General features: G+C 41.5%; 12 protein-coding genes and 1 pseudogene. 5 read left to right on the top strand and 8 right to left on the bottom strand.

Annotated features, from left to right (window positions below; genetic code table 11):
* Nucleotides 1-54 precede the first annotated feature (54 nt).
* Genes radA through K348_RS0100920 form a run of 3 tightly spaced genes read right to left on the bottom strand, consistent with a single transcriptional unit; the run spans nt 55 to nt 3,766 of the window.
* Complete coding sequence (gene radA / locus K348_RS0100910) at nt 55-1,422, bottom strand: DNA repair protein RadA (RefSeq protein ID WP_029902015.1); 1,368 nt, start codon at nt 1,420-1,422, stop codon at nt 55-57.
* Nucleotides 1,416-3,248, bottom strand: a complete 1,833-nt coding sequence (locus K348_RS0100915) for an Ig-like domain-containing protein (RefSeq protein ID WP_029902017.1) — start codon at nt 3,246-3,248, stop codon at nt 1,416-1,418. The genes radA and K348_RS0100915 overlap by 7 nt, the downstream gene beginning before the upstream one ends.
* Nucleotides 3,245-3,766 (bottom strand): shikimate kinase, encoded by a 522-nt coding sequence (locus K348_RS0100920; RefSeq protein ID WP_029902019.1) that lies wholly within the window; start codon nt 3,764-3,766, stop codon nt 3,245-3,247. Before K348_RS0100920 ends, K348_RS0100915 begins: the two co-directional genes overlap by 4 nt.
* A gap of 354 nt (nt 3,767-4,120) precedes the next feature.
* Here K348_RS0100920 and K348_RS0100925 point away from each other — a divergent pair, with 354 nt between their 5' ends.
* Nucleotides 4,121-4,501 carry a BlaI/MecI/CopY family transcriptional regulator gene (locus K348_RS0100925; RefSeq protein ID WP_029902021.1) on the top strand — a complete coding sequence of 127 codons (381 nt, stop codon included), beginning with the start codon at nt 4,121-4,123 and terminating at the stop codon, nt 4,499-4,501.
* A 2-nt stretch (nt 4,502-4,503) separates the two neighbouring features.
* Nucleotides 4,504-6,054: a M56 family metallopeptidase gene (locus tag K348_RS0100930; protein WP_029902023.1), complete on the top strand. Its 1,551-nt coding sequence runs from the start codon at nt 4,504-4,506 to the stop codon at nt 6,052-6,054.
* A 54-nt stretch (nt 6,055-6,108) separates the two neighbouring features.
* Here the strand turns inward: K348_RS0100930 and K348_RS0100935 are convergent, their stop codons facing one another.
* The 5 genes and pseudogenes from K348_RS0100935 to K348_RS0100955 form a co-directional block, all read right to left on the bottom strand.
* Complete coding sequence (locus tag K348_RS0100935) at nt 6,109-7,383, bottom strand: DUF1080 domain-containing protein (protein WP_029902025.1); 1,275 nt, start codon at nt 7,381-7,383, stop codon at nt 6,109-6,111.
* A 1,453-nt stretch (nt 7,384-8,836) separates the two neighbouring features.
* A pseudogene (locus tag K348_RS19550) lies at nt 8,837-9,340 on the bottom strand (MFS transporter); the annotation flags it as partial.
* Nucleotides 9,341-9,356: 16 nt separating this feature from the next.
* Nucleotides 9,357-10,652: a SpoIID/LytB domain-containing protein gene (locus K348_RS0100945; RefSeq protein ID WP_029902028.1), complete on the bottom strand. Its 1,296-nt coding sequence runs from the start codon at nt 10,650-10,652 to the stop codon at nt 9,357-9,359.
* 3 nt (nt 10,653-10,655) lie between these two features.
* A complete protein-coding gene (locus K348_RS0100950; RefSeq protein WP_029902031.1) occupies nt 10,656-11,594 on the bottom strand; it encodes a DUF4922 domain-containing protein in 939 nt (312 codons plus the stop codon).
* Between the two features lie 9 nt (nt 11,595-11,603).
* The gene (locus tag K348_RS0100955; RefSeq protein WP_029902033.1) at nt 11,604-13,061 is read right to left on the bottom strand and encodes a glycosyltransferase family 2 protein; all 1,458 of its coding nucleotides are present in this window, start codon (nt 13,059-13,061) and stop codon (nt 11,604-11,606) included.
* 220 nt (nt 13,062-13,281) lie between these two features.
* Between K348_RS0100955 and K348_RS0100960 the strand changes: the two genes are divergently transcribed.
* From K348_RS0100960 to K348_RS0100970, 3 genes are all read left to right on the top strand, one after another.
* Entirely contained in the window at nt 13,282-14,544 is a 1,263-nt protein-coding gene (locus K348_RS0100960) for a putative DNA modification/repair radical SAM protein (RefSeq protein WP_029902035.1), read from the top strand.
* Nucleotides 14,545-14,707: 163 nt separating this feature from the next.
* Nucleotides 14,708-15,181 (top strand): hypothetical protein, encoded by a 474-nt coding sequence (locus tag K348_RS0100965; protein WP_029902037.1) that lies wholly within the window; start codon nt 14,708-14,710, stop codon nt 15,179-15,181.
* Between the two features lie 5 nt (nt 15,182-15,186).
* Nucleotides 15,187-15,948, top strand: a complete 762-nt coding sequence (locus K348_RS0100970) for a TIGR03915 family putative DNA repair protein (protein WP_029902039.1) — start codon at nt 15,187-15,189, stop codon at nt 15,946-15,948.

The following is a 15,948-nucleotide window of genomic DNA, read 5'->3' on the forward strand; positions in this document are numbered from 1 at the left end:
AACGTAGACTTATATGAGTGTTACCAGAACCCGCTAAAGCAAAATAACAATATTTTATCCGAACAACTGCCTGAGAGCTTCCTCTACTTTCCTCACCTGTACGATTTCAATATTTACTTTCGATGTGAAACCTTTCAGATTGTTCTGAGGTATAAGTATTTTGGAGAAACCGAGTTTTTCGGCTTCAAGTATACGCTGTTCTATACGGTTAACCGGACGTATTTCGCCCGATAAACCGACCTCTCCCGTCATGCATACATGCTTTTCGATAGAAATATCGAGGCTCGACGAAAGCACCGCGCTGATAACCGATAAGTCCATGCCGGGATCGTTTACTTTCAGTCCGCCTGCTATGTTCAGGAAGACATCTTTCTGTATCAACTTAAAGCCTGCACGCTTTTCCAGTACGGCAAGAAGCATGTTCATACGGCGCAGGTCAAATCCCGTAGCCGAACGCTGCGGTGTGCCATAGGCCGCCGTACTCACCAGTGCCTGTGTTTCTATCAGGAACGGGCGTATACCTTCGATAGCAGCAGCGATGGATACCCCGCTGAGTCCTTCGTGATTTTGGGTAAGAAGCAATTCGGACGGGTTACTGACTTCCCGCAGGCCGTTTTGCCTCATCTCGTAAATACCGAGTTCGGCAGTACTTCCGAAGCGGTTCTTAATGCTGCGCAGGATACGGTACATATAATGCTGGTCGCCTTCGAACTGAAGAACAGTATCTACAATATGTTCCAGCACTTTCGGGCCTGCAATGCTGCCCTCCTTATTTATATGGCCTATGAGTACCACAGGCGTATTCGTTTCTTTTGCAAATTTGAGAATGGCTGCCGAGCATTCGCGTACCTGCGACACGCTTCCGGGCGACGATTCTACCATATCGGTAAATATGGTCTGTATTGAGTCGATGATGACAAACTCCGGTTTTAGGTTTTGTATATGAACGAATATCTGTTCCAGATTGGTTTCGCAGACAATGAAACAGTTTTCACTGCCGGAATTGATGCGATCGGCACGCAGCTTTAACTGTCGGGCGCTTTCTTCACCGGATATGTATAATGTCTTTATTTCGTTCAGCCCAAGAACAGTCTGCAATATCAATGTCGATTTGCCTATTCCGGGTTCACCTCCTACCAGTACCAGCGAACCGGGAACAAGTCCGCCGCCCAACACACGGTTCAGTTCTTCATCGCGCAGGTTGATACGCGGCTCTTCGCCTGTCTGCACATCTTTCAGCAGCAGCGGTTTGGCTTTTGTCGTATCGAATCCGTGAGGACTGACCTTCGAGGGTGATTTATCTTTGCTGATTATTTCTTCCACATAGGTATTCCATTCACCACAAACAGGGCATTTACCCAACCATTTAGGCGAGTCGTTCCCGCAATTGCTGCAGACGTATACCGATTTTATTTTTACCATGTTATTTTCTTCGCTTCCTTATGTCCTTTTTTAGTGAACACCTGTATAATATAGGTATCCCTCGCTAAATTCTTTATACTTGGTATCGTATGTTCTTTTTCATCGAGGCCTTTTTTATCATAAACAGTATTTCCGGTAAGGTTTATAATTCTGACACGCTCTATAGCATCTTCATCTTTATATATACTGACTTTCAATTCATTGTTAGCTACGGAATACTCTATCTCATGGTGAACACGTACGTTTATTATAGCTTTCTTATTCTTCTTATCGGTTACAGTTATATCTGCCGTACCGCCGTTTAGACCTTTGATGTTTATTTTCCTGTCTGTAATTTCTACAGTTGCCACATTGTTATCGGACGATATTGCAGTATATTCTCCATTACCGTCCAGAATATTTACATCTGACATTTTATCAATGGTAAGAGAAAGTACAGTATTATCCAGCACGATATTCTTATCTATATTGATATTATTATTGATACCCGCTATCTTTGTTGCACCCGAATTTTTAGGATCGAGATATTTCTTCATATGCTGCTCTGTATCTTTATACTGATCCCAATGATACCATAATTTACCGTATGCATCCGAGATATCAGGATTGTTACAATTATTATCACCGCCGGTGAGAGTTCCCGTTATCAGCCCTGCCTGATTAAACAAGGGGCTGCCCGACGAACCACCCTCTGTTGCACCCTCAGAATAATAAACCACCCAATGCGTACCGAACTGCGATTTAGAACTCCATTTGCCGGATACAGGCGCTTTTTCATAGAATGATATCTTTTTCACATCACCTTTAGGATGATGAATTACTGCTCCATTCGCTGCCGGCTTATTTTCCCTATCCCAACCATTAAAATACACATCCCAGTCGTCAGGAATTTTTTCCGAAAGTTTAAGAAGCGCTCCATCACTTCCCCCCTCTATAGGGTTCAGCACAAGAACTTCCGAACCTTTATGATATTTATATTTAGGCGCTTTATCACCGGGTTTTATTTCACATGTAGGGAGCTCGTATTCGAAAATGAATGCTGTATTCGGCGCGATCGATTCCGGCGTCATATTTTCGAAACAATGCTCCGAAGTCAGCAGGTAAGGTGTCTTATCGTTAGTGGTATTGTTTATCATTGTTCCCGAACAAAGATAAGTATTGCTGTTTCGCGTTATCCTCAGCAAAACTATTCCCCTTTTCTGATCCTGCCATTTTTCACCTTCCGGACAATTGATATTTATCATGCATGGTTGAGATGTATTAAAATCATTATGCTGATTGGTTCCGGTAGTATATTTATATCCGATATTGGATAAAACCATACGTGGAGACTCCGTTGCCTTATCTGATGTCACATATTCCAATACCACATTATCTCCCGACATATTTTCGAGCGAATAAGGGCCTCCGCCGGGGTTATCTTTATGGGTATATATGACGGCGTCTGTTGTATTGCTTTTATTATAAGCATATAATTGTGCACCCTCCGGAATATAGAAATCGTCGAAGCTGATGAAAAACCGCTTCGCCTCAGGCACTTTTATATTCAGTTTCCATATATTTTCTTTTCCCGAAAAAGCCGACCAGAATCCGACAGTATCCATACTGATACCTAAATCGTATATCCTTGCTTCCAACATCGCTGTCCCGCGCTTGCCATATTGCATGTCGGCAGCAGTATATGTGGTCTTAGTGCGGTCTACCAATACGGAGATTTCTGTTTTTTCCTTATCCAGTGTATACTGTTTGTTTTGTGCAACCATAAGGCTCACAGGCACAAATAGGATAAGGCTTGCAAAAAGCTTTTTAAGGGAAATAAATTTCATAATTTCTCAATTAATTGCTGTATATATGTGTTTACATCTTCACGGTTTACCAATTCCTCCGTTTCGAATATGATCTGTGCCTGTGAATAATAAGGGTTTCTTTTTTCGAGGCTCTCTACCACAAATTGATAAAGTTCTTCTTCATTCTTATCTTTTATCAAAGGGCGTTTGTCTTTACACGTATTCAATCGTGATGCAAGGGCTTCCGGCGTGGCTTTGAGATAGACAGTCGTTCCGGCATTATTCATATAGGACATGTTATCAAAGAAGCAGGGTGTACCTCCGCCTGTAGAGATAACCACATTTTCGAACTCGCCCACCTCTTTTAACATATTGCGTTCTATATTACGGAATTCATTCTCTCCTACTTCCTGAAATAGCTGGCTGACCGTTTTCTGGAAACGGGCCTGTATGAAATGGTCTAAATCAATAAAGTCGAGATTTAAAACTTTTGCCAACTCACGTCCGGCGGTCGTTTTTCCCGCGCCCATATATCCAATCAGGAAAATTCTCTTCATTTACAAGTTTAGTATTGACTCATTATGCAAAAATAGAAATAAAATAGTTAACGAAGATTACAGCGCTTAATATTATTAAGTTTTAACGACATTATATTCTATTTTAGAAATCAGATTGAAATCCTTTCCTGATGCACAAAATCGTTTATTCTTTTTAACGTGTTCTTATCCGCTCCTGTATGCTTCTCTTTAAACATACAAAATGCAAAACAGCTATAAAGGTAAGCATTTATACCGGAGTTTTATTATATTTAATTAACTAAAAAACAAACTTCATATTGTATTAATATACACAATAAATTTTGTTGTCTAAATAATTAGACATATATTTGTCATAATCTAATTGAAAAAAGCATGCAACTGACCAAAGCAGAAGAACAAGTGATGCAGATATTGTGGACTATGGAAGAAGGCACAGTACAGGACATTCTTAAAGGATTTGCCGAAACGAAGCCTGCCCGAACCACTATTGCAACCATATTGACCATACTGGAAGGAAAAGACTTTGTTACCCACCGCACCGAAGGCCGTGTAAACATCTACAAGGCACTGATATCAAAAGAAAGCTATTCGAAGAAGCAGCTATTCGGATTCGTGAAAAATTATTTCAACGGGTCGTTTACATCTATGATATCGTTCTTTGCCAAGGAAACAAACCTAACCGTAGAACAAATGGACGAAATGCTGGAGGAAACACGCAAAGAACTTGAAAACGAAAACAATAAAACTGAATAATTATGGAAGCACTGATTATATATATCGCTAAAACAGGCATTTGCCTCGGTGTATTCCTCATTATATACACATTATTCCTGCGTCCTACAACATTTTTCCGTCTCAACAGGCTGTTTTTATTATCGGGATTTTTCTTTTCGCTTATTTTTCCGGCGATTAAATATACCTACGATGTAGTGCTTCCCGCTTCGAATATTCCGGTTACGCAAACCTTAGCGGAGAATGTTGCAGCGGCTGCGCCTGCGTCGCAGATAAGTATCTGGATGATTCTTAGTGGCCTCTATCTGGCAGGTATTTTTATACTGATAATAAGGAATACGTATTCATACATCAAACTTCACCGGCTGGTGAAGACAGGAACTATATATAAAGACAAGGGTTTTAATGTGATAGAAAACAGGCAGGTGAATTCGCCTTTTACCGTATTGAATTATATCTTGCTAGACACAAGCAGGTTAAGCGATACCGAAAAAAAACTTATCTTGAAACATGAAATAACCCACGTAAGCCAAAAACACTGGGTAGACCTTCTTTGCAGCGAATGCATGCTTATGCTGCAATGGTTCAATCCATTGGCTTGGGTATATGTGAAATTGCTGAAAGAAAATCATGAATTTCTGGCGGATAAGGCAGTGATAGATTCGGGTGTATCGCCTGCATTGTATCAGGCTGTGCTGATCAACCAGAAATTTCAGGGCCCCGTATTTTCTTTCTCCAATTCATTCAATTATTCGAAACCATTAAATCGTTTATCAATGATCAAAAAAGCAAAGAGTTCGCCTTGGAAGAGGGCTGTTGTTTTGGCAGTCATACCCATATTCGGCCTGTTCGTGTGGGCATCGGCCGAGCCCCGCTATGTACTCGATACCTCGGTGTCGCAGATGCCGGAAGTATCTGTAAGTAATGTCATTCCTGAATATCCGGAAGATTCGGTAGTCGTTATCGGATACGGAACCCAACATAAAAAGACAAGTACTAAGATTGCACAGGATGTGTATGTCACCAGAAGTGATACTAAAGAAGTGACAGACACTACTAAAAATGTAAAGGTCAAGGTCGTAAGAACAGATAAAAGTTCCGAACCTTTGGTAATTATCGACGGCAAGAAGGGGAATATGAAAGACCTTGAAATAGACCCCGACCGAATAGATAACATAACAGTATTGAAAGATAAAGAGGCTATAGCTGCTTATGGTAAAAAAGCTAAAAACGGGGTTATAATAGTTACCACAAAGGAACATGCAAAAAAGCAAACTAAAGATCGTATTGTTACAGTTACCACTGTCACTACAGACGATAATGAGCCGGGGATTATTAAACCTGAAGAGCTTCCCTCTATGATAACATTCGGTACACCGACTTCCCCACTGGTTATTATCGATGGGGTAAAACAGCGGGATAAAAAAAAGTTTGAAAAGCTGGATGTACGAGATATAGAATCGTTTACTATTCTCAAAGATAAATCTGCGATAGAAACATATGGAGAAGAAGGTAAGAACGGAGTCATTATTGTGACGATTAAAGCTTCAAAAAAATGGAATAACTTTTTATAATAAAAAAGAGCAGCTATATGAAATAACTGCTCTCTTTTTTTATAATATCTTTATTTATAATGTTTTCAGCTTTAGGTTGCGCCACAATACCTTGATGCCGCCGCCGTCGTGTATCTGCAGTGCAATACGTCCTTGACCTTTACCGATCTTTTCGTCTTCAAGATTTACCATTTCCACACCGTTGAGCCATGTGGTTACTTTATCGCCCTGTACGAGAATGCGCATTGTATTCCAGTCTTTCACTTTCAATACATTGTCTTTATCCTTAGGCGCTTCGATGAGCCATCCGCGACCGTAAGATTCATATATACCGCCTGTACCGTGGCCTTTCGGAGCCACTTCAACCTGCCAGCCGTTTACTTTCACACCTTCTTCGATAAAAGAGCGGATAAATACACCAGAGTTTCCGTCCGCTTCCTGTTTGAATTCTACTGTAAGGTCGAAATCATCATAGTAATTCTGTGTAGCCAGATAGCCGTATTGTTTATCAGGACCGCTTTCGCATACCAGCAATCCGTCTTTTACATACCATTTTTCAGTTCCGTAGATATCCCATCCGCTAAGGTCTTTACCGTTGAAGAGATTAATTTCTGCTGTCTTACGTGGTAATTCCTTAATTTTTATATTGCGGAAAGATGCCGGATAACCATGATCCTGCAGGCAGATAACACCTTTCTTTGCAAGTCCGTATTCCGGAGCATTTGTCCATTTACCGCTGTTCTTACGGGCATGCCAGTCCTCTGTCCATGCTTCGAATTCGAGTATTTTCTGACCATTGAGCCAATGTTCTACATGACCGTTGTCGAATACGATTTTCGAATTGTTCCATTCTCCCTGCGGATTTACTTTCATCTTGGTAGTATCAGGGATATACATGGCATAGTCGGCTCCCATATTCTGCCAGTCTTCCAGCTTATCAGGGAAATTAGGAGCGTCTATCAATTGATATTCGGGGCCTGTAACGTAAGGCACTTTATATTGCGGACGCTCTACCACGTGATACAGCATACCGCTGTTTCCTGCTTTGGAGAGCTTCCAGTCCCACGACAGTTCGAAGTTTTCATACTGTTTTTCTGTCACGATGTATCCGCTTTCATCGCTGCCGTCTCCTTTGGCCTGTATGCATCCGTCTACTACATGCCACGGCTGTGTGAGCGAAGTGCCGTTATAATCGCGCCACCCTGCCATTGTCTGGCCGTCGAATAGCAACTGCCACCCTTCGGATTTTTCTGTCTCAGTCAATGTATTTTGCTGAGCAGTGTTGCATGCAGTAAATCCGAAAAATCCGGCTACACACAATAATGATAAATTTCTGAATTTGTTTTTCATGTTCTTGGCTTTGTATTTTGAAAATTAAAGTTATTGGCGTAAAGATAGTGAAATAGCACTAACTATGCATTTTTTTAACTTTTTTCCGCGAATAAAGCTATTTGTTAAATTCCTTTTCTTTCTTGGCTTTCCCGTAATCGGGGTCTATTTTAAGTAATGCAACCGCTATTATCGGGATTATACTGCATATCATTACCCAGATAAAGAAATTGTTATAACCGAGTTGCTCCTGCAGCCACCCCGCAAACATTCCCGGAAGCATCATTCCCAGCGCCATAAAGCCTGTACAGATAGCATAATGAGCGGTTTTTTGTTCCCCATCCGAATAGTACATCAGATAGAGCATATAGGCCGTAAATCCGAATCCGTATCCGAACTGCTCAGCACATACACATATATTAATTAATAACAGGCTATCTGTCTGTGAAAAGCTAAGGTAAAGGAAAGTTGCGGATGTAAGCAGCATACTTAGCGCCATCGGCCACAGCCATTTTTTCAATCCTCCTTTGGCAGCAACCAATCCTCCGATAATTCCGCCCACAGTAAGGCCAATAATCCCTATTGTACCGTACACCAGTCCAACTGCGCCTGTTGTCAGCCCCAAGCCTCCGACATCCTTAGAATCTAATAAGAAAGGATTGATAAGCTTTATTAGTTGTGCTTCCGAAAAACGATAGGTAAGCATGAAAAATATAGCCGCTGCAGCCTGCGGTTTTTTGAAGAAAGAAACAAATGTCGAAGAAAACTCCCTCATCACTGACCTTGCCGTCACATTTGCCGACGGTTTATCCGATGCAGGTCGAGGCAATGCTGCCCGATGATAGAAGCTAAAGAAGATAAACAGTCCGGCCAATACAAAGAAAGTGATAGACCATGCAAACGGTATGTTTCCCGACAGACCTTTATATTCCACTGTGCTATCGGTAGCTAGTTTTTCATCGACTTGGAAAACCATATAGGCAGGTTTATTCCAGTTATTTTCATTGAATGCAAGCCGTTCGCCCTGTATCATGGCTATACTTTTATCGCCGTTGCTCATAGAGGTATTCAGGACCATTTCTTTACCCCTTTCAGGCGGGGCGGATAGATGTACGGCTACGACTGCCACATTTCCCGCATGGTCTGTTTTATCCACATAGCGTTTCTCTCCGAATGAATCTTTTATCCATTTACCGAAAGGCTGGGATATATTGGTTTTCCACCAACCGTCGCTATCTGCTTCTTTTTCTGCTTCTTTAATTACAAAGCCGTTTTGCTCGTTTAGAGCGGATACTTTATTCAGAAAAACTTTGAGGCTGTCTTTATTGAGTCCTTGTGTACTCAGTTGTACCGTTTCCCTGTCTAATACGAAATGAATATCGCCTTCCTGCGCAACAATATTATTCATTTGCGGAATATATAATGCAGATTGCGTAAAGCGCGGCGATGCTTCTATATTTATCTTTATGGGTTCGCTGCCCGATGTGCTTTCCAAAAATCCGGCAAGGATAATCAAAAGCCCTTGTCCTGTAATAGTTGCAACACGGTAGAAAGTACTCCTGATTCCGACATACATAGCCTGCTGATTAGTGTCGAGACCAAGCATATAGAAGCCGTCCGCAGCAATATCATGCGTAGCAGAACTGAATGCCAAAAGCCAAAAGAAAGCCAGTGTAGCCTGAAAGAAGAACGGTAGAGGAATGGTAAAGGCAATACCCGCAAGCCCCGCACCGATAAGCAACTGCATGGTTACAATCCACCAGCGTTTTGTCTTTAATAAATCGACAAACGGGCTCCAGAATGGCTTTATGACCCATGGCAGATACAGCCAGCTAGTATACAGTGCAATATCGGTATTGGATATTCCCATGCGCTTGTACATAATCACCGAGATAGTCATTACAGCCACATAGGGCAGCCCTTCCGCGAGATAAAGCGAGGGAATCCATGCCCATGGCGATTTCTTATTTCCTTTCATAGTATATATTTTGGTCTCAGTATAATTTCTCTAAACTTGCACCTCGGTAGTAGTGCAGCAGTATCCGGTCAAATGTATAGCCCTTTTCTCCCATTACAGCCGCACCTATCTGGCACAACCCTACCCCATGCCCCCAGCCGGCACCCCGCAGGATAAAGCTACCGTCATGCTTTTTTATTGTAAATGCCGAACTGTAGAGATGCGATTCGGAAAGAATACGTCGTATTTCAAGTTCCTTTCCTATTGTCATTGTCTTTTTTGAGCCGACAATTTTTAGTTTTATCAGACGTCCGGAAGCACCTCTCTCTACAGGAATCAGTTCCTCAATAGTTCCGAAATCGATACCGGAACGTTTATAAATAAGTGCAGATAATTCTTCTTGCGTATAAACTACCTGCCAGCGGTAAAAATCAGTGGTTTCCTGATCGTAGTTATTCAATACCTGCCTTAATATCTTTTTATCCTGTGTATTACAAAATGCAGCAGGCCGCGATTCTATCCAGCGGGCAGCCTTATCTTCTTTTGTCAGGTCGAGAATGTCGTTTTCATTTTCCGTATCCCGAAGTTTCGACAAATAAGGATGTTTTATATCTTCCCAGCAATTCTGAAACTCCTCCACTACTCCACCACAGCATTTCGAAAAACGGGTATCGCATATTTCGCCTGCGTATTTTAATACTAAGCCTCTGGTTTCTTCTATAGCCTTCCTGACAACATTCACATTAGCAGATACACGCGTAATCCCCTGATAACGTTGGCAATGGTCATCCGCACATACATCAAAATCGGTATGGTCTTCACGGTCGTACCAGCGGATAATTTCATCTTCTGTTTCGGTGAAAGCAGTATAATTTTCTTTCTTTTCAATTATATGTTTGTTCTTCTCTATCTGTGCCAGCAACCAGCTGCGCGAAATTACGGCATGTGATTTCAGCAATGCTGCCGAGGCCGTCGCACTCATTTCGGAAGAGATAACACTGGTAAGATAATCTTCAATGCCGATAAGATTAATGGCGGTAATCATTCCGTTTGCAACAATCAGTTTCAAATCGCCTTGGAAGCGCTGTTCTTCTTTGCGTTCCCAATGAAAATTGATGCCGATAACGACATCTCTGAGTATAAAAGTCGATTGTTCAGTTTGGGGAGTAAAGAGCAATTCATTGTATATTTGACCGTTCCATAATATCTGATTGTCTTTATAAGATACAGTATGTTCGCCCGATACTTTACGTTCATCACATACATATTCCCCATCGAGAAGAAAGGTTATTTCCTTGTTCCATAATATACCGACATTTACCTTCGGTTCCATATCTTATATTTGCTTTACCTTATCGATTATCAATTGCATTTCTTCATCACTGATACATATCTCTTTATATATATCTTCGATATCGGCAGCAGTAATTTTGTTGAAATCCTTTTCCTGCGGCACAATCAGCACTCCGCCCATATCTACAGCCCCCGGACTAACAAGTATCTGCGTATCGTCATTGGCAAAAAAGCAGTCCGGACGGTGTTTCTCACGCGGGAAGATGCAGAAATAATATTCGCCCTCTACATGCCAGCCAAGTATGTTCATCTTCGGTTCTTTGTCATCTTCTTTAATTTCCAGCAAGCTATAAAGCTTTTCGAAATATATTTTTATCCGCTCCTTATCTTTCGAGCGCAGCAGGAAAAAATTGCGGAGATAACTCTTTACGGCATAAATCAGTATATCACCCGATTCGTAAATGACGTCCTTTTCAAGCGGATAAATATCTTTTTCAATCGGTAGAAATCCTTTTATACCCGCCTGAAAATGTGCATGGTCGGGGGCAGATGCTCCGGCTTTAGGCCCATTGTAAAATATAGTATATTCAGGCAACTCTTCTGCCAAATTCACCATATCGCCAAAACGGTTCAAAATCAATTGGTCGGTATGCTCACAGGTCGGAATAGTATAATGTACGGGAAATATAGGGAACGGATTCACAAGTATCTGATATTCTTCTTCATAAGGAATACCCTTTTGCTGTTCCGGCAGGTTTTGCGGACAAAGAAAACATTTGCGTTCCTGTATAGAAACCGCATCTACTTTCGCAGAAGCCGAATGCATACGGGCAGGATTGAACTGAACTTTTACCGAAAAGCTGCCGAAAGAAAAATTTCTCGTTTTTACTTTCTTGAGTGCTTCGTAATTAGTTTTTGCCTGCTCCCATTCCCTAAGCTGGCTGTCGAACAATTCCTTTATTTGTTGTGATAAAATACTCATACTTTATACTTATTTATTCTTATTCATTGCAATACGTGCCTGCAACTCCCATGTGCGAATTCTGTCCTTATATGTATTATGCGCATTCATCTTCTCGATATTCAGCGATGCATCCGAGTTATCTTCCCACCGGCGGCAGAGATACAAAACATCATAAATACGCCCTATGCGATACTCGCGCGAAAAGTACAACCCGAGCGCATAATCTTCACCGTAACTTGTATTAGGTACTTTTATTTCCCTCAGCAAAGGCGTATAAAAAGCACGCGGGGCGCCCAGCCCGTTGATGCGCAGTGCATTGTTGCGTCCGTTATCTGGTGTCCATTCCTTATGGTCGATAATACCCGGCGGTATCATTTTCATGTCGAAGTCGGTCAGCATATAAGTACCAACAACCATAGCACAATTCTGTTCGTAGAAAGCATCGACAATTTTCTGCAATGTGTTTTCATCGGAATATACATCGTCGCTATCGAGCTGTACTGCAAACTTCCCACATTGAGGATGATGCACTCCCGCATTCCAGCAGCCGCCGATTCCCAGTTCTTTATTCTCGGGAATGATATGTATTAGTCTGTCATCGGAAGCAAAAGCATCGATAGCTTCTGTTGTACCGTCGGTCGAATAATTGTCTACCACAATCAGATTGAAACGGAAATTCGTTTTCTGATTCAGTACCGATTTTATAGCATCGCTGATTGTACGTATGCGGTTGCGCACAGGAATAATAACGGATGCTTCATATTCGAAACCGCTTTTATTGAAATCCACATCTTTGAAATGAGGTGCAAGATAACCACCGACCTTTTTAAGATGGTCGGTACACGCCTGTTCCATTTCTATCTGCACATCACGGTTTTTAGGGTCCACATAGTCGAATATTTTCTCTCCGCTTTTGCGTGTATCGTTTTCCTCTTCTGTATATAAATATTCATTGATATGTACAAGTTCCGCATGCTGGGATACTTTCAGGCGAAGATCGTACAATCCTGCATATTTATATTCAGTATCTATACCTGCGACCGCTTTTTTGAACACTTCCGTATCATATAAGAGTACCGACCCGAAATTGAAATCATCCCTCAGGCTTCCCTTTTGATAAGCAATCAGCGGATTGTTCTTCTTTTCCCCGTCAGTAATCTGATAATGATCCGCATAGACGAGTCCGGCTCCCGAATCGCAGGCAATCTGCACCATTCTCTCAATGGCAAACATGCCTATACGGAGATCGGCCTGCTTGGTATATATCAGTGTATATTCCGTACCGGCTTTTGCCTCTATTTTTCTTATGGTAGCAGTGGAGCATAAAGAATCGATGCGAATAATTTCACATCCGGCAGGCTGATCTGCAGAATCGTTATCTGCCAGCAGATATATATTATTTACTAAAGGAGATTCTTTTAATGATGCTACAGTATTTTTTACCTGTGCAGCATTATGGAAAGGCACAAAACAATTTATTTTCATTAGGATGTCGGTTCTGTTTTCTGAATATTATTTTAAGCCTTGAAGTTAAATAAATTTCCGTTCTGTCAGGTATTTTCAGCGTTTTAGTTTTTCACAAAACATGGAATAAAAGATACAAAACAGTCATGTAAACAAGGCAAAAATACTTTTCAACATACTATATATTTTTAATATTTTTTGGTACAAATCTGTCGCTGTAAATGCTTTTCTTTGTATCAGTATGAACGATAATGTACTCGAAAAACTCAAAGTACTGGCAGAATCGGCAAAATATGATGTTTCCTGTTCTTCCAGTGGAACTGTCCGCAAAAATAAAGCAGGCGGACTAGGAAATACTGTAGGCGGAATGGGTATCTGCCACAGCTTTACCGAAGACGGGCGGTGCGTTTCGTTACTCAAGATCATGCTTACCAATTACTGTATTTACGATTGTGCGTATTGCATCAACCGCCGTACTAACGATATCCGGCGGGCAACGTTATCGGTACAGGAACTGGTCGATCTTACAATCGAGTTTTACAGGCGCAATTATATCGAAGGGCTATTCCTGAGTTCGGGAGTAATCAAAAATCCCGATTACACAATGGAACGCATGGTACAGGTAGTGAAAGACCTGCGCAAAGTGCATCGCTTCAACGGATACATACATATGAAAAGTATACCGGGCGCCAGTCAGGAACTGATAAGCGAAGCCGGACTGTATGCCGACCGTATGAGCGTAAATCTGGAAATACCTACCGAAGCCAACCTGAAACTGCTTGCACCCGAAAAAGACCACCGCAGTGTATACAAGCCTATGCGCTATATACAGATAGGTATGCAGCAGAATATTGAGGACAGGCGGAAATTCCGTTCGGCTCCACGCTTTGTTCCTGCAGGACAAAGTACGCAAATGATTGTAGGCGCTACAAACGAACGCGATAAGGATATACTCAGGGTATCTTCGATATTGTATCAGCAGACACAAATGAGGCGTGTATATTATTCGGGGTTTATTCCTGTAAACAGCTATGACAACCGTCTGCCTGCACTGAAACAGGCGCCGTTGGTGAGGGAAAACCGTCTGTACCAGGCCGACTGGCTGATGCGTTTCTATCAGTACAGGGCTGATGAGATTGTAGACGATTCGTATCCTGACCTCGATCTCGAAATAGACCCGAAACTGGCATGGGCACTTCGTCATCCGGAGATGTTCCCTGTGGATATTAACAAAGCGGATTATGCCATGATTTTGCGAGTGCCGGGCATCGGGGTAAAATCTGCTAAGTTCATCATCACTTCACGAAGATACGGAAGACTGAATGCATCGCAGTTGAAAAAAATCGGCGTAGTCATGAAAAAGGCTCAGTACTTTATTACGTGCAATGAATTACCTATGTTTACCGTAAATGAGGCAACTCCGGAGTATGTACGCAAGATTCTTACAGAACCAAAGAAAAGGAAAGGAGACCAAAGACAGCTGTCAATCCTTTTCCCAGACTGAAATCCGGTCATTTTTTGCAGCACTTTAACCCGCTGAGATTTTGATATTTCATTTTTTCTGTAAAACAGGACGTAAATATTGAAAGCTGGATATAGGTTCGGCAGATTATTACATAGATTATTAAATTACATTTCAAAACACATAACATCATCAAAATTAGACAATGAAAACATTCACACTACTATTTGCCGTTTTCTTCCTTGCTTCATGCAACGTCAAAGTCAATCCGACCTATCCTTATGTATATGCATATTCCGTTGAAACGACTTACGAGGAAGCTTTGGAAAAAATAAAAGAAATGCATGAGGCGACACCATCGTACGCAGTTGAAAACACAGATGTAACAGGAATCGACAATGAATTTAGTAAAGTGCATCAAACACACTTTTATTTATCAGAGACTAATCAGGTTGCCGTTTGTGCGTTCTATGGAAAGAAACGTGATTATAGTCTGGCAGTAATGGCGCACTTCTATGATTTAGAAGACTTTGGAAAGCTCACTCCTCGGGAAATCATAAAAAAGGACACTTATACACAAGAAGAAATTGACCGCTATAAAGAATCAAAAGAGATATTCGAATCTCATATACTTGAGAAATTCGGTAACTGGCAAGAAATCAAAATACAAGACCTATAAAAATTATGATTGTTTTTTTCTACGACAAAACTTTTGAAGGCCTGCTTACTGCTATCTTCGATGCTTACAGCCGGAAGGTTTTTCCCGACAAGTTGCTTGCCGAAGGGGATATTCTTCCCATATTCGTAGATGAAACATATACCGTCGTCACACAGGAAGACCGTGCCGCGCGTGTATGGGCTGCGCTGGAAAAGAAAATGAGCCGGAATGCCTGTAGCAGTCTCACTTGTGCATGGCTGTATGACGAGGCCGGAGCCGACGAGATCATATTCAGCTATATCCGGAAGATGCTCAACAGTAAAATATCGATTGAGACAAACTTCGGCGACGAAGATGTGCTTCGAGTAAATAAAATGGCGCATAAGGTATTGAAGGAGCAATATTATATAAAACAGTTTGTGCGCTTCCAGAAAGCTGCCGACGATATATTCTTTGCTACCGTTTCTCCTACTTACAATGCTCTGCCGATAGCTATCCCCCACTTCAAAGACCGTTTTGCCGACCAGAAATGGGTAATCTATGATATAAAAAGGCATTACGGTTTTTATTACGATCTGCATACTGCTGTAGAGATGACGTTCGACGATGATGAACATTTACTTAGCGGAAAGCTGGATGAAGAATTAATGGCGCAGGATGAAAAATTATTTCAGGAACTATGGAAAGGCTATTTCAAATCGATGACGATTAAGGAAAGAATCAATCCTAAATTGCACCGGCAACATATGCCAAGACGTTTTTGGAAATATTTGACTGAAAAGCAATAA

The sequence above is a fragment of the Prevotella sp. 10(H) genome, assembly GCF_000711235.1.
GTDB lineage: Bacteria > Bacteroidota > Bacteroidia > Bacteroidales > Dysgonomonadaceae > Dysgonomonas.

Coding starts and splice junctions, on each gene's coding strand:
- K348_RS0100925 (WP_029902021.1), top strand. CDS start 4,121: ATGCAACTGACCAAAGCAGAAGAACAAGTGATGCAGATATTGTGGACT.
- K348_RS0100945 (WP_029902028.1), bottom strand. CDS start 10,652: ATGGAACCGAAGGTAAATGTCGGTATATTATGGAACAAGGAAATAACC.
- K348_RS0100930 (WP_029902023.1), top strand. CDS start 4,504: ATGGAAGCACTGATTATATATATCGCTAAAACAGGCATTTGCCTCGGT.
- K348_RS0100955 (WP_029902033.1), bottom strand. CDS start 13,061: ATGAAAATAAATTGTTTTGTGCCTTTCCATAATGCTGCACAGGTAAAA.
- K348_RS0100965 (WP_029902037.1), top strand. CDS start 14,708: ATGAAAACATTCACACTACTATTTGCCGTTTTCTTCCTTGCTTCATGC.
- K348_RS0100950 (WP_029902031.1), bottom strand. CDS start 11,594: ATGAGTATTTTATCACAACAAATAAAGGAATTGTTCGACAGCCAGCTT.
- K348_RS0100920 (WP_029902019.1), bottom strand. CDS start 3,766: ATGAAGAGAATTTTCCTGATTGGATATATGGGCGCGGGAAAAACGACC.
- K348_RS0100935 (WP_029902025.1), bottom strand. CDS start 7,383: ATGAAAAACAAATTCAGAAATTTATCATTATTGTGTGTAGCCGGATTT.
- K348_RS0100915 (WP_029902017.1), bottom strand. CDS start 3,248: ATGAAATTTATTTCCCTTAAAAAGCTTTTTGCAAGCCTTATCCTATTT.
- radA (WP_029902015.1), bottom strand. CDS start 1,422: ATGGTAAAAATAAAATCGGTATACGTCTGCAGCAATTGCGGGAACGAC.
- K348_RS0100960 (WP_029902035.1), top strand. CDS start 13,282: ATGAACGATAATGTACTCGAAAAACTCAAAGTACTGGCAGAATCGGCA.
- K348_RS0100970 (WP_029902039.1), top strand. CDS start 15,187: ATGATTGTTTTTTTCTACGACAAAACTTTTGAAGGCCTGCTTACTGCT.